This is a genomic window from Clostridium sp. LIBA-8841, from assembly GCF_034439435.1.
Classification (GTDB): domain Bacteria; phylum Bacillota; class Clostridia; order Clostridiales; family Clostridiaceae; genus Sarcina.
Genome location: NZ_JAPCKJ010000003.1, coordinates 470,127 through 491,469, shown reverse-complemented (window position 1 = coordinate 491,469; position 21,343 = coordinate 470,127). Strand labels below are relative to the sequence as shown.

Sequence of the window (21,343 nt, the reverse complement as noted above, 5' to 3'; positions counted from 1 at the left end):
ACTTATTTCTTAGAGGGTTAAGAGATAGGTACTATGTTATAAATGAGACTTTATTTTAATTATTTATAATCTAGGAGGAATATAAGATGAAAATAGAAAAGAAGTTTTTAACTGACTTACATAGATGTTATGCAACAAGTAGTACTGTTATTGATGGAGATAGAAAAATACTTATAGCAACTGAAGGAGAAGGTCCTTGCTTCATGTATGAGGGCGATGATTTTAAACAATCAACTGTTTGGGATGGTCCAGGAGGAACAATGTCTATAATTCCTATCCCAGGAAAAAATGGCGATTTTCTAGCAGTTCAAAGATTTTTCCCTACATTTCAATCAGAAGATGCTGAGATAGTATGGGGAAGATATGAAAATGGAAAGTGGGAAATAAAAACATTATTTAAGCTACCATATCTACATCGTTTCGATATTTTAGAAGCTAATGGAAAGTTGTATTTCTTAGGAGCAGTTTTATGTAATAGTAAGCAATTTAAAGATGATTGGAGCGATCCAGGTAAGATATATGTAGGAGAAATTTCAGAAGATTTAAATAATCCTATTGAGCTTAAGGTTATAAAAGACGGATTAACTAAAAATCATGGATATTGTAGAGCATATCATGATGGAAAAATGGTTGGTTTAGTAACATCTCAAGAAGGAGTATTTAGAGTAACACCACCTCAAAGTGATAATGAGGAATGGATTATTGAAAAAATAATGAATAGACCTACAAGTGATGTAGCTGTTGTAGATATAGATGAAGATGGTGAAGATGAATTAGTTACTATTGAAGAATTCCATGGTAAACATTTCAGAATAAATAAAAAGTATGGAGATGAATATAAAATTATTTATGAGTATCCAAAAGAAATGGATTTTGGACATGTTGTTTGGGGTGGTAAGCTAAGAGGAGTTCCAACTATAATAGGTGGTTATAGAAGATGCGATAAAGATTTATTTTATATTCAATGTACTGATAAAGAAAAATTAGAATTTGAAACTGTAGTTATTGAGTCAGGGGTTGGACCAAGTAATGTTGCCGTTTTAAATGAAGATGATAGAGATATAATAATATCTGCAAATAGAGAGCTTGGACAAGCTGCCCTATATATTGTTACTGATTAATAAAAGATAATAAGTTTATTTTAGTTTGTTAATTAATAAGAGAGCTTTATTTTAAAGTTTATTAAGCGAATTAATACTAAATACTGAAAAACAAATTTTGCTATAAGGGTTATTAAGAGTCTAAGGAGGATCTTTTATATGTTAGAGAACTTAAAAAAAGAAGTTTACGAAGCTAATATGCTTCTTCCAAAATATAATTTAGTAACATTTACATGGGGCAATGTTTCTGCCATAGATAGAGAAAAAGGACTTGTTGTAATTAAACCATCAGGAGTTGAGTATGACACAATGAAACCAGAAGATATGGTTGTGGTTGATTTAGGAGGAAATGTTGTTGAAGGAAAATATAAACCTTCATCAGATACAGGTACTCATTTGAAACTTTACAAGGAGTTTAAGAATATAGGAGGAATAGTTCATACCCATTCTAGATGGGCAACAATATTTGCACAAGCAGGAAGAGGAATAAAACCATATGGAACAACTCAGGCAGACTATTTTGCTGATGAAATTCCTTGTACAAGAGACATGACTAGAGAAGAGATTGAAGGAAATTATGAATATAATACAGGAGTTGTAATTGTTGAAAGATTCAAGGACATGAATCCAGAGAATATTCCAGCAGTACTTGTTAAAAATCATGGTCCTTTTACTTGGGGAAAGGATGCTAAAGAGGCTGTTCATAATGCTGTTGTTCTAGAAGAAGTAGCAATGATGGCATACAATACAGAAATATTAGCAAATAAAAATGTAGATAGTATGTCTGATGATTTATTAAATAAACACTTTTCAAGAAAGCATGGTCCAAATTCTTACTATGGACAAACAGGAGCTTAAGAAAAGGAGTTGATTAAAATGAAGGAATATTTTATTGGATTATATGAGAAAGCTATGCCAAATACACTTACTTGGAGAGAAAAACTTCAATGTGCAAAAGATAATAATTTTGATTTTTTAGAAATGAGCATAGATGAAACTGATGAAAAGTTAAAAAGACTTGATATGACAAAAGAAGAAAGAAAGGTTTTAGTAGACCTTATGTATGAAGTTGGTCTTCCAATAAGAACTATGTGTCTTAGTGGACATAGAAAATATCCTATAGGGAGTGCAGATGAAACAACTAGAAATCGTGGTATGAGAATAATGGAGAAGGCTATAGAGTTAGCTGATGATTTAGGAATTAGGATAATTCAATTAGCAGGGTATGATGTTTATTATGAAGAGGGTAGTGAAGAAACAAGAAAATTATTCTATGAAAATCTAAAAAAAGCTGTTGAAATGGCTGCCAGATCAGGAATAATTTTAGCTTTCGAAACTATGGAAACTGAGTTTATGAACACAGTTGAAAAAGCTATGAGTTATGTTAAAAAGGTTGATTCACCATACTTAGGGGTTTATCCTGACTGCGGAAATATAACTAATGCTGCTACTAAATATAATAAAAATGTTATTGAAGATTTAAGAATTGGTAAAGGTCACATAATGGCTGTTCATCTTAAGGAAACAAAACCAGGTAAGTTTAGAGAAATTCCATTTGGAACTGGACATGTTGATTTTGAAAGTATAATAAAAGAATCATATAACATGGGAGTAAGAAGATTTGTTACTGAGTTCTGGTACACAGGTACTGGTGACTATAGAGTTGAGATAAAGAATTCAAGAGAATTTATAGAAGAAAAATTCAATAGAGCTTTAAGAAAATAAGGTTAAAAAAAGCATTAGATTTGATCTAATGCTTTTTTTACTATATTTTTAACTCTGCTATTGCAGCTCTTATTTTATCTTTGTTAAGTACTGAGAAATAAGACTCTCTTTTAGTTAAAGCTTTGTCAAAAACCTCTAAAGCTCCTTCTATATCTCCTTCATCTTTAAGAATAAGCCCATAATAATAGTATGGCTCTGGAATACCAGGATCATTTTCTAAAAGCTTTTTATAAAGTTCTTTAGCCTTTTCTACATTACCAGTAAAATAGTATGATTCAGCTAAATTATCAGTTATAACAACATTATCAGAATCATATTCATAAGCTAAAAGATTATATTGTAGTGCTTCATCGTAATCTTTATCTAAAACTAAGAAATATCCTAATGTTTCATAAACTGTAGTATTTTCATACTCAGTGTGAAGTTTTCTTAGATTTTCAATAGCTTTCTTTAAGTCTCCATTTTTCCAAGTTATAAGAGAGTCTGTCATTGTATAAGAAGCTCTTAATCTTTCAGGTAATTTATCATAGTCAATAGCCTGTAAAAGCTTAGTTGCTTCATCTAAATTACCTAAATAAAGTGTAAGGTATGCATATTGAAGTCTTATGCTATCACTAGTATTTTTATATGTACAAGCTTTTTTATAAAGTTCTAAGGATTTTTCCCTTTCACCATTTTTAAAGGCAACATTACCCTTATAAGCTAAAATGTATGGCTTTTTCTTATTATATTTGTATAAAGCATAGATTAATACAACAAGCAATGCAAGAATGTATTGTTTCATCATTACTAATACAAATGCTAATATTAAAGCAATTATAAAGTCATAAGCTGTTTTCATTTTTATTACGCCTCCAGTAAAATACAAAATGTTGTAATTATGTTATAAGATTAATTTTAATGGAATTTTATACTTAATACAACTTTACTTAATTAGGTTTACAAAAAGTTATTTCAAACTTAGACTTTATTTTAGGTTGAAGGTTAAGTAAAAGTTTTAATTTTGAACCTTGAACTTATGTGATGCAACTATATATAGTGAGATTATATTTCTTTTTGATTATGCTCAAACAGAAAAAGCATCTTAACGTTATTATTCTTACGTAGAAACTTTTCATAATAGTTTGGGCAATTTGGAATCTTAGAGTTTCTAGCTATGAGGAACTGCAATACTAATTGCTCATTAAGATTGTCTTGCAGTTCTAGTTAAAAATCAACACTAGTTTAAAATGGAGCATAAACTTAAAAGAGATATGTATTTTAAAATACATATCTCTTTCTTTAAAAAGTATAAAGCTCTATTTTAGAATATATTTAACGTTTTACTACATTTAATAAGAACATTATTTATTAAGAGTTATCCAATATATGCACCAATATGATTAATCATAGGTGGATTTTTATATTTAGTAAATGAAATCTTAATTTTATCAGTTTTGATATTATTAAGTTTAGCTATGTGTCTATATCCTATAGAAGAGCCATTGTAAAGTTCAAACCAGCCATTGTTATAAGCATAAACTTTAAATTCTTCTACGTTTTGACCTTCGGCAATCCATTCTCTTATTTCTAAAATATTAAATTCAGTAACAGTTTTAAAATCTATTTCTATATAAGGATTTACTGCATTTTCATTAGCTATCCAATAGGATTTCTTATAATCGTCAATTAGGTTATAGCTATCACTAGATGATGAGTTTGTAGCCAATATAGAAGAGCCTTTAATAAGATTATTAGAAAAAGTCTCTTTTATATATTTTGAAAAATCAGAAAGTGTACGGATGTCATTACCATTTAATAAGCCATCTGTATTAGGAGATAAAACTAATATTAGATTAGTATTTCTTCCTAAAGAATTGTTATAAACGTGCTTTAAAATAGATAATGCATTTTCTTTGTGGTTTACACAATCAGATAAAGAGTAAATACTTTCCCCAACAATCCAAGTGTCACCGTGAATATCTCCATTTCTTACCTCTTCATTGTTTAAATCTTCTTTTAAAAGATCTAAATTTACAGAAGAGTAGAAAGATGTTTTTAATGCTTTTACATCAGAGTAATACATCCAACGTACATCAGGGCCTATAGGACTAGAGATCATACATTTAGGATTTATTTCTTTGATAATTTTAAAGTATCTCTCAAAGTTAAGTGATTCATAGGACTCATCTAAGGAAGTCATATCCATAATAACTTCGCTTATAGGAGAATAATTAGTCATAAGTTCTTTTAATTGCGAAATATAGTAATTATCATATTCTTCAGGAGTTAAGTTCAAAGTGAGATAATCTTTTAAAGTAAGATGAATACCAAATTTAAGTCCAAACTTTTTGCAAGATTTACTAACTTTTTTTACCAAATCCTCACAACTATTTTCAAAATAAGGATTATTTATATTAACTTTTGAACAGTTGCTTTGCCATAAACAAATACCATTATTAAGCTTAGCTGTTAAAATAACTTTTTTAAATCCAAATTTAAATAAGTTTTCTGCCCAGTTATCTGTGTTAAATGAAGTTTCTTTTTTAAACAAAGAAGGAGCTTCATCATTATTCCCACAATTTGCTGTAAATGTATTAGAGTGAATGTCTAAGAAAGCTATTAATTCATCTTCTTGGTATTTTCTTTGTTCTTTAGTTGGAGTTACTTTAATTAGAGTTGTATTCATTATCTCTCCCCCTTAAAATAAAAGCTTTTATTAAATTATAATACTTATTTTATACATAAACAACCATAAAAGTAAAAAAATGAAAATGATTTAATGAATATAAAATTTGTTAAAAAAAGAACTGTAGCTAGTGAAATTTAACTCACTAATGCTACAGTTCTATATTTAAAAAATTAATGACAGCTTGAGCAAGAAGAACATCCGCCTTCGCTTTCTTTAACTGGTTTTAAAGATAATCCTCTGCCATCATTTTCCTCAGAAGAAAGTAGAACAAATCCTTCAAAATCTTTAACAAGTTCTTTATCAATAAAGAATGTTATATCTTCAATTTTAACAACTTCATCATTATCTGATTGTTCATCCAGAACAATATTAAATACTGGGCCTCCTCAGCCAACTCCTGCTAGATTTATTCTTATGTCAAACTTTTCTATGCCGTTTTCTTGTAGAAAAGATTTGAACTCAGTATAAGCTTCATTACTCATTTTAACAACTGACATATCTATTTCCTCCTAAATTTTAATTTAAAGCAAAAATTGCTTTATACAACTTATTATTAATATATTTTAAAATAATATCACACTAAATTGAAATATTATAATTAGTGACAGCTACCACAGCTACCACAATTTCCGCTGCAACTTCCACCTTCATAATCGCTCATTAGAGGATCAAGAGTTAATCCTTCACCGAAGTTTTCCTCATCAGAAAGTATTGAGAATCCTAAGAAGACATCTATTAAAGAAGGATCAATAACAAAAGTTAAATCTTTTATTACTTCAACTTCATCGCCTTCATTTTTTTCTCCAGCAGTTACAGAAAACATAGGACCCATAGGGCCGTTTCCACCAAAGTTTATTCTAATAACATCACTATCTATATCATTAGCTTTTAGAAACTCTTTAAATTCAACATAAGCGTCATCGCTCATTGCTACCTTTTTCATTTAATCACCTACTTAAATTCAATTAATTAATAATTAATATTGATTGATTAAATTATATAATTTTACATAAAATAAATCAAGACTATTTTAGTAGGAATTTAATTGATAGAACTTACTTTTATATAAAGATAAGAAAAATAGAGGAGAATTACATATAAATATAAGAAAAATAGATGATAATTATTATGTTTTTGTAATAATATGAAAATTTTTATAAAAAACAGGTTGAGAAGTTCTCTTTATCAAATTAAAATAAAATAGTTAAATAAAATATGAAGATATACTAAATATATAGTTAATATAAAGTAAGTAAGGATTATTTTTATAAAAATAAATTATCCTTAGGTAGTTTAGGAAGGGAAAAATTATGGTACCATATACGCTAAATTATTGTGAAGACAAAATAAGAGAATATAAAAATAAAATAAAAGAAAATAAAAAAGGTAATTTTACTATTAAATATAGTGATAAAAGTGAATTTGATGGATATTTATATGAGCATAAAGAACATATAAATGAAAATCCAATAGAGCTTTTTGAAGGTGAAAAGCTTTGGATGAGAATTTCACCTCATGAGATTCAAGGTGCTTTTGAAAGTATAAAAAGAGCAGAAGGCAAGGTTGGAGTTCTTGGATTGGGTTTAGGATATTTTGTTCAAGAAATAGCTAAAAAAGATGATGTAAAAGAAATCGTTGTTTATGAAATGAGTCAAGAGATAATCGATCTATATTTAGAAAGCTTTGGGGAAAATCCTAAGATTAAGATTATAAAAGGGGATGGATTTAAAGCAAAAGGAGAACAATTTGATTTTTTCTATGTTGATATATACGAATATAAATTAACTAAAAAAGTGGTTGAGGATTATGTTAGCTTAACAAAACTTCATGACATAGAAGAATATAGTTTCTTTGGGGTTGAATCATTTATATTAAGCTGTCCAACAAGTGAAATAATGTGGGTCTATATATTAGAAGAGTGGATGGATATGTCAAAAGATTTATTTACTAGATTTAATCATAGTAAATATATAGAATATTTTTCGCCTATAGAGGAAAAAGAAGTCTTAAAAGTGCTTAAAGAGTTTGGAAAAGTTCTATAAAAAGTTCTTAATCATTAATACTATGCTTTAAATTACGTTGATTTTTAGATAGGTCTATAATTTATTGAACTAGTAAAAGGTAGTAAGAAAAGTAAATAGTTTATTTAGTAAGGTTATAATTATGTTTTATTAAAAATCTTAAAAGAACTTCTTGAATGGTATTTAAGAAGTTAAGTGTTCATAGATTCTTGCTTTTAAAAACATATTATAACCTTTTTGTTTCTAAATTTTAACTTTATAAATTTGAACAGAACATATAATTTAATATAAATTATATATTTTAGATTAAATTTTTGATTATATTGGATTAATAAAAAGAAAAATATTTAATTTTGCATAATATTAAATTAATTATTTATGAGAGAGATTCTTGAAAATAGTAAATATACATAAATAATTCACAAGATTTTAGTAGAGTTAAAAAAAATCTATGATATGTCAAAAAAATCTATAATTTATTTTTTGAAAACCTATACAAAAAATGATATAATTAGTGCATAATAGAATTATAAAAAATATTTAAGAAGAGGTGAGTTTAATATGGCACATAAAAAAGTCGCAAAGATAATAGCAACTGCTATAGTAGTAAATAACCTCTCTAGTAGCGTAGTTTTAGGTAAAGAAGTTAATTTAAAAGAAAATAATAAAGATAATGCAATAATAAATCAAAGTATAAATGACAATAAAAAATATAGTGATATTTTTAGAATAGAAAAGACCGTTGGAGATACAGAAAGCTTCTTAAAAATAATAAATGATGGGAACTTAGAAGAAATAAAACTGTCAAAAGATATTGATTTAAGCAATTTGATTTCAAGTGGAATAGATATAAAGACTTCGAATCTTGTAATAGATGGACAAGGGCACAGTTTCTATGTTCCTAAATTAGCTGAAAATCTTAATAGAGATTTTTTTACACTACAGGGAGATGGAATAGTATTAAAAAATTTAAAGATAATATGTAATGATGAAAATGAGGGAGATAGTGGTAAGAATAATCTTATTAATATTTCAGGAGATAATATAACTTTAGAAAACGTTTTGATAAGATCTAACTTTAATAGAGCAGTTAGTATTTCAGATGGAAAAGATATTAATATAAATAATTGTAGAATAGAAAATAATCAAGACAATGGAAATGGATTAAAAGTTGAAAATGGACAAGTAAATTTAAATAATTTTGATTTGAAAAATAAAAGTGGAATTGGCCTTGATATTTTAGGAAAAGATTCAAAGGTTAATTTAGTTGGAGATATAAAAATAAGTTCTCCAATTGAGATAAGGGGTCAATTTAGAGATGGTGGCAGTATAAGTTGTGATAACAATCAACTAATTCACGAAAAAAGAGTTTTTGGTTATACTTATTATGATGTTGCAAAAGAAACAGAACTAATTAGAAATAAAGTAGAGTTTTTAGAGGCAATAGATAATAATATTGTTAAGAATATGAAATTAATGGATAATATTGATTTAAGAGGATATGAATCAGAATATTATAAGGTTTTTGAAAAAGAATTAAAAATTGATAAAAATAATTATCACATAACAATGTAAAAGATAAAGGTATCTAAACGGAGTCAAATCTCAGCGTTTAGATACCTTTTTATAATATAATATATAACTTGATGTTAAAAAGTGTTAATTATTAAGGTTAATTAGTAATTTTCAATTAATCAAAAAATTTGCAACGTTAATATTATATTACTTAACAACTATATTTACAAGTCTACCTTTTATAACTATTACTTTAACAACTGTTTTTCCTTCAGTTGCAGCTACGATTTTCTCATCGGCTAAAGCAGCAGCCTTGATTCCTTCTTCATCTAAATCAGAAGAAACCATTATTTTGTTTTTGATTTTTCCGTTAACTTGAATAGCTATTTCAACTTCATCTTTAACTAAAGCTTTAGGGTCAAATTTTGGCCATGCTTCATTGAAGATTGAGTATGAATTTTCAAGTAAGTTCCATTGTTCTTCACTAAAGTGAGGTGCAAATGGTGCTAATAATCTTAAATAATCAGAAACAACTTCTTTTAAGAAATCAAGATTCATTTCTTTTTCTTGAGTGTATTTAGATAAAGCATTTATGAATTCCATCATTCTAGCTATTGCTGTGTTAAATTGAAGTTTATCTGTATCATCTGTAACAGATTTTATAGTATTGTGTCTCCAGTAGTTAAGCTCTTTTTCAGCCTTATCTATTGTAGTTTTATTATTTTCACCTTTGTTTATAGCTTCTCTAGCAGTGTCTATGATTCTTTCAATTCTTTCAACGAATCTGTTTACAGATTTGATTCCATCATCACTCCAAGCTCCACCTTCAGTGTAAGCAAAACCAAACATTAGATACATTCTAAATACGTCTGCACCATATTCTTGGATGTAATCATCAGGAGAGATTGTATTTCCTTTAGATTTACTCATTTTTAATCCATCTGGTCCTAAGATTAATCCTTGGTGAGTTAATGAAGTAAATGGCTCATCAAAGTTTAAGTATCCCATATCTCTTAATGCTTTAGTTATAAATCTTGCATAAAGAAGGTGCATACAAGCATGCTCAGGTCCACCAACATATTTATCAACAGGTAAGATCTTGTTGATTAGCTCAGGATTAAATGGAGCCTCTGTGTTTTTATTATCAGGGTATCTTAAGTAGTACCATGATGAACATACGAAAGTATCTAAAGTATCAGTCTCTCTTTTAGCTGGTTTTCCACAGTGAGGACAAGTTGTGTTAACAAATGACTCACTCTTAGCTAGTGGAGATTTTCCGTCTGGAGCAAACTCAACGTCGTATGGTAATTGAACTGGTAATTGACTTTCAGGTACAGGAACTATACCACACTCTTCACAATAAACTATAGGAATTGGAGCTCCCCAATATCTTTGTCTTGAAACTAACCAGTCTCTTAATCTGAAGTTAACTTTCTTTTCTCCAAGATCCATTGAAGCTAGTTTTTCAACTATTTTTTCTTTAGCTTCAGCTGTAGTTAATCCATCAAATTCTCCTGAATTAACTAATATACCATGTTCGCAGAATGGAAGCTCAGTTTCGCTACCATCTTTAGCAGCTATAACCCTGTTTATTGGAAGATTGAATTTTTCAGCGAAAGCAAAGTCTCTTTCATCATGAGCTGGAACGGCCATAACAGCACCAGTGCCATAAGTAGCTAAAACATAATCTCCAACCCAGATAGGAACTTCCTTACCTGTTAGTGGGTGAATAGCATAAGAACCAGTAAATACACCAGTTTTTTCTCTTGAGATAGATTGTCTTTCTATATCAGACTGTTTTTTAGCTTCTTCCTTGTAATTTTCAACAGCTTCTCTTTGGTCTTCTGAAACTATTTGATCTACTAATGGGTTTTCTGGAGCTAAAACAACGTAACTAACTCCACATAAAGTATCAACTCTTGTTGTAAATACATCAAAGCTTAAATCACTATCTTTAACTTTGAAATTAACTTGAGAACCAGTAGATCTTCCTATCCAGTGCTTTTGCATAGAAACTGTTTTTTCAGGCCAATCTAAACCGTCTAATTTATCTAATAATTCATCAGCATAATCAGTTATTTTAAAGAACCATTGAGTAAGATCTTTCTTAGTAACCTCTGTTGAACATCTTTCACATTCACCATCAACAACTTGCTCGTTAGCAAGAACTGTTTGACATGATGGACACCAGTTTACAGGAGCTTTTTTTCTATAAGCTAATCCTTTTTCATATAATTTTAAGAATAACCATTGAGTCCATTTGTAGTATTCTGGTGAACAAGTTACGACCTCATTATCCCAGTTAAACATAGCTCCCATAGCTTTTAATTGTTCTTCCATTTTAGCTATATTTTTGATTGTAGAATCTTGTGGGTGAATTCCTGTTTTTATAGCAAAGTTTTCAGCTGGTAAACCAAAAGCATCGAATCCCATAGGTTGGAATACATTGTATCCTTGCATTCTCTTAAATCTAGCCCATGAATCAACAGGTCCATAGTTAAACCAGTGACCTGCATGTAATTGGCTACCTGAAGGGTATGAGAACATCTCTAAAACATAAAGTTTCTCACCTTCTTTATTTGGATCAAATTTATAAAGGCCTGATTCAGACCACTTATCTTGCCATTTCTTATCTATGGCAGTACTGTAGTTACCCATTAACTAATCCTCCTCTAAGTTTATATAATTAATATTATTTACCAGAATCAAATAAAAACAAACAAAAAAAAACCTTTGTCTCTTAAAATATTAAGAGACGAAAGGATATTCGCGGTACCACTCTTATTAGGAAAATTTCTTTTCCTCACTCGATATTATAACGGGATTTCCCGTATGTGCTTTTTTTCACACATATGCTCATAGGCAAGTTCATATTTTCATACCATTGTGTCACAGCAAACCACAACTCTCTTTAGGCTATGAAGTAATATTACTACTCCTAATCAAAGCTTTTAATGATTCAGTTTTTATATATTATATATCAAAAGTTTAAAATAAGTCAATTAAAGTTTCTAATAAATACCTAGGATGAAAAATTTATAATTACAAAAGATATTTTTGAAGTATTTTTATTTAAAATTAAGCTTCAATAGAAATAGAAAGAGGTAAAATAATTATGGAAAAAAAATTAAAATCAGCAACAAATAATCAATGGACATCAACAACTGTTGATCCTAACATGGTTCCTGCGAAGGATAGGCAACCAAAGACTGCAGGAGATAACCAATGGACATCAACTTCTAAAAACCCAATGAAATAGCAAGATTATGGACTTAATTTAGAAATCAAATTTTTCTAAATTAAGTCCATTCTTTTTATTAATTTAAAAATCAACTTTCAATAAGTAATCAAATTTAAGTTAAGAAAATATATTAAGTTAAAAGGATTAAAGTTAATTAATGTTTCAAAGGAGGAGAGTATGTTAAGTGGATTATTGGGAGGTCTATTTGTTGCATGGATTTTAAGTTTATTTGATTTTGATAGTATGGTAATAAATTCAATACATGAGGTTTTTGATATAGAGGTATCAAAAGATCTTTATTATGTTATTTTTGCTTTGATAGGATTAATAAGTCATATTTTGAAATATTGACGTTTTTATATTAGTAAATATAGGGAGTGAATTAAGTGTTAGGTGGATTATTATGGGGTTTATTAATTGCTTGGATATTAAGTATATTTAATTTTGATCGTATGTTTATAAATGCGGTATATGAGCTTTTTGGACTAAGAATATCAAGTGATGTGTATTATGTAGTACTTGCATTATTAGGATTAATATGTGGTATTATAAATAAAGAGGATTAAATGTTACAAAACAAAGGATTAGTTAAGGAGAAACTTTAGGAATGAAAAAATATTTTAGTTTAGGAATTTTAATTCTTTATGGTGTATTTCTAGGAGGAATAGTAGGAGCTGTCAGTTGGCTTTTTTTATCTATTGTTAGTTTAGGAATACATTTTATATGGAATGAATTACCTGGAAAATTTAATTTTCCATACTGGACAATATTAGTATGTAGTATTGGTGGAATTTTAGTAGGATTATGTCAAAAATATTTAGGGGAATATCCAAAACTTATGCCAGAAGTTATGGCAGAATTCAAAGAAACCAAGAGAGTAGATTATAAAAATGTTCCAAAGGCCTGTGTATCAGCCTTAATTACCTTATTTTTTGGAGCAAGTTTAGGACCAGAAGCTGCTCTTGTTAATATTATAGGAGGACTTTCTACTTTAGTTGGAGATGTTTTAAAATGGACTGTTAAGGACAAAGAGTTACAAAAATACGATAGTGTAGTAACACAATTTAGTATGGAAGCTGCATTAGGACTTATATTTCATGCACCATTAATAGGACTAACACCTTTAATAGAAGATGATGATTCTAAAGTAAGAAAGAATATTAAAACAATAATTTATTCAATTACAACAGCTGCTGGATTTGCTGTTTTAATTCTATTATCGCAAATTGATAATAGACCATCTTTTATAGTTCACTTTGGAAATTTTAGTCTTGGAATTGGTGAAGTAGTATCAATAATACCATTAATAGTTTGTGGAATTTTAATGGCATTATTATATGGATTATATGGGAAAATTCTACATAAAGTTTTTTTACCCTTAAAAAACTATAAGATAATAAGAGCATTAATTGGAGGACTAATTTTAGGTATAGTTGGTACACTATTACCATATACACTATTTTCAGGAGAACATGAAGTAAAAGAATTGGTTAAGGAATGGAGTACTTTATCAGTATGGATTCTTATATTAATTAGTTTAGTGAAATTGTTCCTAACAGAGGTTTGTTTATCTACTGGATGGAGAGGTGGACACATATTTCCAGTAATATTTTCAGGAGTTTCAATGGGATATGCTCTTTCAGCCATATTCTCAATTGACCCAGTTGTCACAGTTACTATAATTACAACTGCATTTACAAGTGCGGTTTTAAGAAATGCTGTAGTTACTTTACTTTTGTTAGTATTATTCTTCCCAAGTTCATTAATATGGGTTATGTTAATAGCTGCATTTTTATCAGCTTATGTCTTAAAGAAATGGGATGCACGAGGAAATCAAAAAGAGGATATTAAAAAGGTTGCATAATTTTTATAATAAATAATTAAACTTAAAAATGAATTTAGTAGTTTAAAAGCTATGTCTTAAATAAATAGGATTTTTAGATATTATCTAAAAATACATATGAATTTAAGACATAGCTTTAATTTTTTTATCTTAAAATTTAGTTTGAGTTTCTAGTTTGCTTATTAGCTTTTCATATATTGGAATCATGTGAGGTTCACTACAATAATCTTTTATTTTATCAAAAGGAATCCACATAACACCACTATTTTCATCTTCCTTAAGAGTAAGTGATTCATTTTCAGAGCATTCAATTAAATAAGTAAGATTTAGATGTAGGTGAGATGATACATATTCACCTCTTTTTATATGACCATTTACAGTCAAAACATCTAGTGCAAAAGCTTTCTCTAGAAGAGGTTTAGCATCCTTAACACCAGTTTCTTCTTTTAATTCTTTTAAAGCAACTTGAAGTTGATCTTCATCTCCATCTGAATGACCGCCAGTCCATGCCCATGAATTATATATATTATGATGAATCATCAAAAACTTATTTCTATCTTTATTTACTGCAAAGGCAGAACTAGTTAAATGGGTAATTGTATTATTTCTTGTTAATATATCATCAAAATCATTTAAGCATTTTAAAAATAATTCTTTATCTTTTTTTTCTTGTTCATTAAATGGAATATAATTTTTTATATCCTTAATATAGTTCATCTTAAACACCACCTAAGTATTTTTTTATTTAAATTATATCTCATAATAAAAGGGAATGTATGTTAAAAAGAATAAATTTTTATACTAGGTGCTTAGGTCTCGTTGTTTTAACTTATTTAAAATTTTAATATTAACAATAGAAGATTAATAACATTGATTTATATGATACCATTTATTTTTGAAATTTATTAATTAGAGAATCTCTATGAAAACATATATTTTTGTGCACATTAACAAAAAATTAATTAAAATTTAAATAAATATTTCCTTTTTTTCTTTTGTAAGATATAATCATATTACTAATGGGAATTAAAGTTAATCTAAATAACTTTTAATATTTTATTGCCGATTAGGATCAAAATATAAAAATTATATTATCTTTTTATATAATTAAAAAAGATAGAAATACTAATTATTATAGGTAAAGAGTACAAAGGAAATAAGTAAGGAGATGATTTTGATGGAAAAAAATATAGAAATTAATAAGGGCATAGTTTCAACTTGTAAAGAGGAATATTCAAATGCTATGGCTTTAGTAAAAGAAAAGTTAGAAATATATTTAGATGAGCCAAAAGTTTTTTCAAATGAGTATGCTTTAGGTACACCAGGATTTAAAGATAATTTAAGAGATAATATCCAAAGAGCCTCTGCAATAATTTTTGATTTTGTGGCAGTTTATAAGAGATACGAAGAAAATGAAGATATAAAACATATTTTAGAAAAGGCAAGAAATGTTTATGCTGTATTAGGAGAAGCATCAATAAATATTAATAGTGATGTTTTAGAAGCATTAAGAAGAATTTCAACAATAGAATTTTAATAATTTTTATAAAAAGGTTAGTAACTTTTAAAGTTTACTAGCCTTTTTATTTTTGGCGCTGTTTTATGTGAACATTGGTTTGGGGATAACTCTTCAGATCTAGCTAAAAATCAATACTAGTTTAAAACAGAGTCTTATTTTTCTATAAATTTCAAAGAATATTATTTTCTACATGAAAAAATATTACTAAAGATAAATAAAAAATTAACTTGATCAAGTTAAAAAATAATAAATTTATATTATTAAGAAAATAAATGTAATATATTTACAAAAGAATGGAGTTACATTATAATCGAATTTACATTGATAAAATGATAAAAATATTCATTTTATGTTTGGGGTTTATTAAATAAAATGAAAAAATATTATGTAATTGTTATCAGTGATTTAAATGAAGAGGGGGAAATTTTATGATTAAAAGGAAAGTAAAGTCCATGTGTGGGCTTTCTTTAGCATTGGTCTTAGCCGCTAATGTTAGTCCGGTAGTTTCTTATGCTACGGTTAGAGAGGAAAATGGTAATGACTCTAAAATTACTAGAGAATATAAACTAGATTCTTCATATCTAAAAAAGGATGATGCTGAGGTTGTTGAGAAAAAAATTATTGATGGTGTTGATACAAAAACAGATGAAAATATTTCTGTAATAGTTGAATTTGTAAGTCCACCAAAGGCAGAGGAGTTTAATAAAAGTGGAGAAGCAAAGATGTTTGCCCAAGATAAAGTTGAGAGAGATCATCAAGTTTTTGAGGGATTTTTAAATTCTATGCCTAAAAAATACAACTCAAAAGGTAATACATCTATAGAATATTCTTATAAAGAAGTATTCAATGGGGTTAGTTTAACAATACCAGGATCAGAAGTAAAAAATCTACTTAATTGTTCAGTAGTAAAAAGAATACATCCAGATGTAGAAGTACAAGTAGATTTACCTGAAAAGGTTGAAACTAATAGTGAAGGAATAACTAATAAGCCAGAGGGAAAAATGGCAGATAGTATTCCTCATATTGGAGTAGATGAGTTACACAAAGAAAATGTAACAGGAAAAGGAGTTAAGGTTGGTGTTTTAGATACAGGAATAGACTACAATCATCCAGACTTAACTAATGTATATAAAGGATTTAGAGCTGAAGATGGAGATGCTAATTCTCAAGATATGGACAATGTTATTGGATGGGACTTCATAGGTGGAGATGCAGATCCAATGGAAACTACCTATGAGGATTGGCAAGAGAGTGGAGAACCAGAGTTTGATTCCAGGGGAAATGCTTATTATACAGCTCATGGAACTCACGTATCTGGAACAATAGCAGGACAGGCTGAAAATACAGAAAATAAGATGGCAGTTAAAGGAGTAGCACCTGATGTAGAGCTTTATTCATATAGAGTTCTTGGTAAATATGGTTCTGGAGCTACTTCAGGAATAATAGCGGCTGTAGAAAAGTCTGTTAAAGATGGAATGGATGTAATTAATATGTCTTTAGGAAGTCCTAGTGGGACTCCATTTGACCCGTTAGTAACAGCTGTTAATAATGCTTCTTTAGCAGGGGTTGTAACTGCAATATCTAATGGTAATTCAGGTCCAAATCCTGTAACGGTAGGTTCTCCTGGTACTGCTCAGTTACCAATAGCAGTGGGAGCTTCAACAACACCTTTAATCGTAGCTGATTATGAGTTAGAGGTTGGAGAAGGAATAAAACTAACAACTGCCAATCAAGTTATAACAGATTTTTCAAAATCTATAGAAAGTTCTCATAATAAAGAGTATGAAGCTGTTTATTGTAACTTAGGCTATGCAGAAGACTTTAATGGGAAAGATTTAACAGGAAAGGTAGCCCTAGTGGATAGAGGAGATATTACATTTGTCGAGAAGGCTACAAATGCAAAAAATGCTGGTGCAGAGTATGTAATTATAATGAATAACACTACTGCTAATGAAATTCCTAATCAAGGAGAGAGTAAGGCTGCAAATGCAATAGCTGTAAACCAAGCTGAGGGAGAAATAATAAAAGCTAATTTATCTGATGAAGGAACTATAACTTTATCATTAAATAAACTTTCAGATAAAGAACTTAAAGGAGATGAGATTACTGAATTTAGCTCAGCTGGGCCAGTTCTTACAACGGATGAAATAAGACCAGACATTGTGGCTCCAGGAAGTCAAATATTCTCTACAGTTCCAGAGTATATGAATGATAAGAATACAGAAGTAGATGATTATTCAGTTGCTTATGGAAGAATGAGTGGAACATCAATGGCAGCTCCACATATAGCTGGTGTGGCTGCGCTTATACTTCAAGAAAATCCAGATTATAAGCCAGAAGATGTTAAAGCTGTAATGATGAATACATCAGAAAATCTAAATCAATTTAGAGGTGATGAATATAGTGTTCATCAACAAGGAGCAGGAAGAATCAATGCTTATGAAGCGGTTTATGATGATACTCATATAACTGCTGAAAATATAGTTTATGACGGAGTTGATAATAGAGAACTTGTTAATAAAACAGGCTTACTTTTCTTTGGAAAATATTCTAAAGAGGAAGAGAAGCCCAGTGATAAATCTAAAATAATTCCTATAACAATAGAAAATAATTCAGATAGTGAAAAGACTTATAATGTAAGTGTTAAGTATTCAGAAAGTGATAGAGCGAAAGATGCGGTAACTAATGGGGTTACTGTTAATATGGAAGATACTATTACTGTAGAGCCTAATTCTAGTGTAACAGTAGATGCAACTCTGAATATGCCAGGAAGTGCTGAAACTGGAATATACGAAGGTTATATAGTTATTGTTGAAGAAAATAGTCAAAAAGATTATCAAATGCCATTCTCTGTATCATATAAAAATTCAGGATTTGATCAATTATTTTATCCAAGTATGATGGGTGGATTCGCTGAAGGACTTACATCTATGACTTCATCAGATTTATTCAATAGAGATGAAACACAATCAAATCTGTATGCAGATATAGAGGTTGGAATTCAAATAAATGAACCTGTTTCTCAAATATATGGATTTGTTAAATATAAAGAAAGTGGAGAGTATTTAGGATATGCTGGTGGAGATATGGATGCTTCATGGATGCCAACAGGTAGTCAGGTCCTTATAAGTGCATTGGTTCCAAATGGAAGAATCCAAAAGCTTAAAGATGGAAATATAACTAATGAGCATATTTTACTTGAAAATGGTATTTATGAGTTAGAGTTAGTTGCCGTAAGACCAGATGGAACTACATTCAAAGGTTCACTACCTATGGCAATAATAAACGATGCTGAAGAAAATAAAATGTCATTAAATTTTGAACCAGGAGTAACTGAGGTTACTGAAGATATGTATTCAACTAAGGCTTGGGCTGATGGAAATAACTATGAGGCTTTATGGGTTGAAGGAAATATAAGTAATGGAATAGTTGAAGAACTAAAAACAAAGTATGGTATGGATTACTTAGATCAATCTGAGGTAAATAATCCTTTATTCACTTATGTAACAGGTGGTGGAATGCTTTCACCTTTAGGAGCTTGGGCTAAAGAAGATGGAGATTTCTTATTGGCTGGTATAGAAAAAGCTGATTTAGAAAAGGGACCTTTCGTATTAGAAGGTAGATCTATTAATCCAGGTAAAGTTGCTTCTAAATCAGAACCTTATATTTTTATAAATGAGGGAGAAAGTTATTTAGAATTTAAATTAGATAAAGATTATGCAAAGACAGGAGAAGAAGTTAAAGCTGCTTTAGCATTTAATAATGTTGAAGATGTAGCAAAGGGTACTTTTGTTCTTTATGATTTTGGAAATGCTATTTATGATGTTGCTGATATACAACCTTCAGAAGCATTAAAGGCAGAATTAGAAAAAAATAATAATGAAATTGATATAAACTTTGAAAAAGTAGCTTCAGATTATGATACAAAGACTAGTTACAAAATAAGCTTTGAAATAACTGGTGATAAGGTTGTTGGAATAACTGGTGATTTAGATTTATTTGATATAACTTACAAGTTATCTGATATAAGAGGAATTAATGAGGACTTTTTTGTAAGTATAGGTGAATTTACAAACAATGCTTTTGCATGTAGTGATGCTACTTTCCAAAATTCTAATGGACAAGACGTAAAAGTAGAGAGTAAAACTGTTAAAGATTTTATCAAATCAGTAGACACTAAAGAAACTTTAGTTTATGGATCTATAGCAATGACTGGTTTGGGTTCAACAGATATAGAAATATATGCTTTAGATAGTAAAGGCAATAGATATGATACTGATAATGAAAAAACTTATAGATATGATAGATTATATTCATTTAATCTTCCAATTACAGATGGCGAATATAAAATTATTGCTGAAATGCCAGGACACTTTAATGTTATAGGTAATATTAAAGGGGGAAAATATGTAAATGGAGAATTAGTTGGTAGACAAGTTAATCTAGATACAGATAGTTACTTTGCTCCAAATTTAAGAACTATAGCAGGAGATGCAAACGAAGATGGAGCAATTGATATGCATGATGTTAATATTGTTATGAGCTATTTAGATAAGGAAATTCAAAACACCGAAGGAAATTCACCTGATTTTGATCAAAATGGAACTGTCACTATTGAAGATTTTATAGCTTTATTTAATAACTATGGAAAACAAAATTTCAACATAGATGATTCTAAAGTTCCAGAGTTACTTGTTGATGGAAAAGATATAATAGATGTACTTGAAGAATTAGGTTTATTTGAAAATGGAGAAGGATTTGGTATAGAACTAAATAAAGACGTAAATGAATCATTCCAAGGAGAAAAAGTAACATTTACAGCTAATACAGAATATGATCCAGGATACTATACTTTTAAATTCTATACTAGAAAAGATGGAGAAGCAGAATGGACTTTATCAAGAGAAGAAAGTCAAGATCCCGTATTTGAATGGACTCCAGAAGAGGCTGGTAACTATGAAGTCAAGGTTAGATCACTTCATCCAAGTGGACAAGAAATTCAAGATACTACTACTCATCTTGTTAAATCATTAGATAGTATAGTTGTATCTCCTGTAAATAACTTTAGAGCTACAACTATAAATAAGAAAGATGTAACTGTAGAGTGGAAGGCACCAGAGAATGCTGAAGGATTAACAGGTTATGTTCTTTATAAAGATGGTAAAAAAGTTGGAGAAGTAGATGCAGATGACACTAGTTATACATTTAAGGGATTAAATAGACATACAATTTACAACTTCAAAATAGCTGCTAAGTATGTCAATGATGAACTATCAACTAAGGAATCATTAACACTTAGAACAGATAGATAAAAAAGATTTAAAGACCTATTAAAGTGTAAAAGAAAATTATATTATTTAGGACTAAGATATTTATACTAAGATTTAAATTTGATTAGGATTACTTTCTAGGGCCCTAAAACTTAAAACTTCTTTGATTTTAGAAGACTTAAGTTGATTTAGGGACTTAGATTTATGATTACTTAAAGTATAAATCTTAAATATATGTTCTTAAGATTTAATATAGTTTCTCATGTTTACAACTTTATAAGGTCTTTTTTTATATGTTTTAGGTGAATGTTGATTTTTAGCTAGCCCTTTAGACCTACATAATTTTAAGTGAAAATCAAAATTTTTAATTTTGTATTTTGAACTTATACATTTGAGTAAAGCGAAAATGTGCTTCCTAATTTTTAACAAGGATTAATT

Annotated in this window: 17 protein-coding genes and 1 other annotated feature; of the genes, 11 read left to right on the top strand and 6 right to left on the bottom strand. The window is 28.8% G+C overall.

Going from position 1 to position 21,343, the window contains the following annotated elements:
• The first annotated feature begins 86 nt into the window (after positions 1-86).
• The 3 genes from OIF33_RS10750 (at position 87) to OIF33_RS10740 (ending at position 2,825) form a co-directional block, all read left to right on the top strand.
• Positions 87-1,121: a hypothetical protein gene (locus OIF33_RS10750; protein WP_322504247.1), complete on the top strand. Its 1,035-nt coding sequence runs from the start codon at positions 87-89 to the stop codon at positions 1,119-1,121.
• Between the two features lie 138 nt (positions 1,122-1,259).
• The gene (gene araD / locus OIF33_RS10745) at positions 1,260-1,958 is read left to right on the top strand and encodes an L-ribulose-5-phosphate 4-epimerase (protein WP_322504246.1); all 699 of its coding nucleotides are present in this window, start codon (positions 1,260-1,262) and stop codon (positions 1,956-1,958) included.
• 18 nt (positions 1,959-1,976) lie between these two features.
• The gene (locus OIF33_RS10740) at positions 1,977-2,825 is read left to right on the top strand and encodes an L-ribulose-5-phosphate 3-epimerase (RefSeq protein WP_322504245.1); all 849 of its coding nucleotides are present in this window, start codon (positions 1,977-1,979) and stop codon (positions 2,823-2,825) included.
• Positions 2,826-2,865: 40 nt separating this feature from the next.
• Here OIF33_RS10740 and OIF33_RS10735 read toward each other — a convergent pair whose 3' ends face one another.
• The 4 genes from OIF33_RS10735 to OIF33_RS10720 all read right to left on the bottom strand — a co-directional run bounded on the left by OIF33_RS10735 (position 2,866) and on the right by OIF33_RS10720 (position 6,439).
• A complete protein-coding gene (locus tag OIF33_RS10735; protein WP_322504244.1) occupies positions 2,866-3,666 on the bottom strand; it encodes a tetratricopeptide repeat protein in 801 nt (266 codons plus the stop codon).
• A 516-nt stretch (positions 3,667-4,182) separates the two neighbouring features.
• A complete protein-coding gene (locus OIF33_RS10730) occupies positions 4,183-5,493 on the bottom strand; it encodes an alpha-L-fucosidase (protein ID WP_322504243.1) in 1,311 nt (436 codons plus the stop codon).
• 173 nt (positions 5,494-5,666) lie between these two features.
• Positions 5,667-5,993 carry a HesB-like protein gene (locus tag OIF33_RS10725; RefSeq protein WP_322504242.1) on the bottom strand — a complete coding sequence of 109 codons (327 nt, stop codon included), beginning with the start codon at positions 5,991-5,993 and terminating at the stop codon, positions 5,667-5,669.
• Positions 5,994-6,094: 101 nt separating this feature from the next.
• Positions 6,095-6,439, bottom strand: a complete 345-nt coding sequence (locus OIF33_RS10720; RefSeq protein WP_322504241.1) for a HesB-like protein — start codon at positions 6,437-6,439, stop codon at positions 6,095-6,097.
• Positions 6,440-6,806: 367 nt separating this feature from the next.
• Here OIF33_RS10720 and OIF33_RS10715 point away from each other — a divergent pair, with 367 nt between their 5' ends.
• On the top strand, positions 6,807-7,538 hold the full coding sequence (locus OIF33_RS10715) for a hypothetical protein (RefSeq protein WP_322504240.1): 732 nt from the start codon (positions 6,807-6,809) through the stop codon (positions 7,536-7,538).
• 540 nt (positions 7,539-8,078) lie between these two features.
• A complete protein-coding gene (locus tag OIF33_RS10710; protein ID WP_322504239.1) occupies positions 8,079-9,092 on the top strand; it encodes a pectate lyase-like adhesive domain-containing protein in 1,014 nt (337 codons plus the stop codon).
• Between the two features lie 147 nt (positions 9,093-9,239).
• Here the strand turns inward: OIF33_RS10710 and leuS are convergent, their stop codons facing one another.
• Positions 9,240-11,690 carry a leucine--tRNA ligase gene (leuS, locus tag OIF33_RS10705; RefSeq protein WP_322504238.1) on the bottom strand — a complete coding sequence of 817 codons (2,451 nt, stop codon included), beginning with the start codon at positions 11,688-11,690 and terminating at the stop codon, positions 9,240-9,242.
• Positions 11,691-11,780: 90 nt separating this feature from the next.
• Positions 11,781-11,987: a binding site (T-box leader), on the bottom strand.
• A gap of 160 nt (positions 11,988-12,147) precedes the next feature.
• On the opposite strand from leuS, the gene OIF33_RS10700 reads away from it, so the two are divergent.
• The 4 genes from OIF33_RS10700 (at position 12,148) to OIF33_RS10685 (ending at position 14,137) form a co-directional block, all read left to right on the top strand.
• A complete protein-coding gene (locus OIF33_RS10700) occupies positions 12,148-12,291 on the top strand; it encodes a hypothetical protein (protein WP_322504237.1) in 144 nt (47 codons plus the stop codon).
• Positions 12,292-12,450: 159 nt separating this feature from the next.
• A complete protein-coding gene (locus OIF33_RS10695; protein ID WP_322504236.1) occupies positions 12,451-12,624 on the top strand; it encodes a hypothetical protein in 174 nt (57 codons plus the stop codon).
• A 35-nt stretch (positions 12,625-12,659) separates the two neighbouring features.
• Positions 12,660-12,839: a hypothetical protein gene (locus OIF33_RS10690; RefSeq protein WP_322504235.1), complete on the top strand. Its 180-nt coding sequence runs from the start codon at positions 12,660-12,662 to the stop codon at positions 12,837-12,839.
• Between the two features lie 41 nt (positions 12,840-12,880).
• Positions 12,881-14,137, top strand: a complete 1,257-nt coding sequence (locus tag OIF33_RS10685) for a chloride channel protein (protein ID WP_322504234.1) — start codon at positions 12,881-12,883, stop codon at positions 14,135-14,137.
• Between the two features lie 129 nt (positions 14,138-14,266).
• On the opposite strand, the gene OIF33_RS10680 is transcribed toward OIF33_RS10685, so the two are convergent.
• A complete protein-coding gene (locus OIF33_RS10680; RefSeq protein ID WP_322504233.1) occupies positions 14,267-14,833 on the bottom strand; it encodes an NUDIX hydrolase in 567 nt (188 codons plus the stop codon).
• Positions 14,834-15,293: 460 nt separating this feature from the next.
• Here OIF33_RS10680 and OIF33_RS10675 point away from each other — a divergent pair, with 460 nt between their 5' ends.
• A complete protein-coding gene (locus tag OIF33_RS10675) occupies positions 15,294-15,653 on the top strand; it encodes a hypothetical protein (protein ID WP_322504232.1) in 360 nt (119 codons plus the stop codon).
• Between the two features lie 410 nt (positions 15,654-16,063).
• Positions 16,064-20,947 carry a S8 family serine peptidase gene (locus OIF33_RS10670; protein WP_322504231.1) on the top strand — a complete coding sequence of 1,628 codons (4,884 nt, stop codon included), beginning with the start codon at positions 16,064-16,066 and terminating at the stop codon, positions 20,945-20,947.
• Positions 20,948-21,343 lie beyond the last annotated feature (396 nt).

Excerpts from the sequence above, each read along its gene's own strand:
- OIF33_RS10695 (WP_322504236.1), top strand. The coding sequence starts at position 12,451 with ATGTTAAGTGGATTATTGGGAGGTCTATTTGTTGCATGGATTTTAAGT.
- leuS (WP_322504238.1), bottom strand. The coding sequence starts at position 11,690 with ATGGGTAACTACAGTACTGCCATAGATAAGAAATGGCAAGATAAGTGG.
- araD (WP_322504246.1), top strand. The coding sequence starts at position 1,260 with ATGTTAGAGAACTTAAAAAAAGAAGTTTACGAAGCTAATATGCTTCTT.
- OIF33_RS10710 (WP_322504239.1), top strand. The coding sequence starts at position 8,079 with ATGGCACATAAAAAAGTCGCAAAGATAATAGCAACTGCTATAGTAGTA.
- OIF33_RS10680 (WP_322504233.1), bottom strand. The coding sequence starts at position 14,833 with ATGAACTATATTAAGGATATAAAAAATTATATTCCATTTAATGAACAA.
- OIF33_RS10720 (WP_322504241.1), bottom strand. The coding sequence starts at position 6,439 with ATGAAAAAGGTAGCAATGAGCGATGACGCTTATGTTGAATTTAAAGAG.
- OIF33_RS10735 (WP_322504244.1), bottom strand. The coding sequence starts at position 3,666 with ATGAAAACAGCTTATGACTTTATAATTGCTTTAATATTAGCATTTGTA.
- OIF33_RS10715 (WP_322504240.1), top strand. The coding sequence starts at position 6,807 with ATGGTACCATATACGCTAAATTATTGTGAAGACAAAATAAGAGAATAT.
- OIF33_RS10700 (WP_322504237.1), top strand. The coding sequence starts at position 12,148 with ATGGAAAAAAAATTAAAATCAGCAACAAATAATCAATGGACATCAACA.
- OIF33_RS10685 (WP_322504234.1), top strand. The coding sequence starts at position 12,881 with ATGAAAAAATATTTTAGTTTAGGAATTTTAATTCTTTATGGTGTATTT.
- OIF33_RS10675 (WP_322504232.1), top strand. The coding sequence starts at position 15,294 with ATGGAAAAAAATATAGAAATTAATAAGGGCATAGTTTCAACTTGTAAA.
- OIF33_RS10730 (WP_322504243.1), bottom strand. The coding sequence starts at position 5,493 with ATGAATACAACTCTAATTAAAGTAACTCCAACTAAAGAACAAAGAAAA.
- OIF33_RS10670 (WP_322504231.1), top strand. The coding sequence starts at position 16,064 with ATGATTAAAAGGAAAGTAAAGTCCATGTGTGGGCTTTCTTTAGCATTG.
- OIF33_RS10750 (WP_322504247.1), top strand. The coding sequence starts at position 87 with ATGAAAATAGAAAAGAAGTTTTTAACTGACTTACATAGATGTTATGCA.
- OIF33_RS10740 (WP_322504245.1), top strand. The coding sequence starts at position 1,977 with ATGAAGGAATATTTTATTGGATTATATGAGAAAGCTATGCCAAATACA.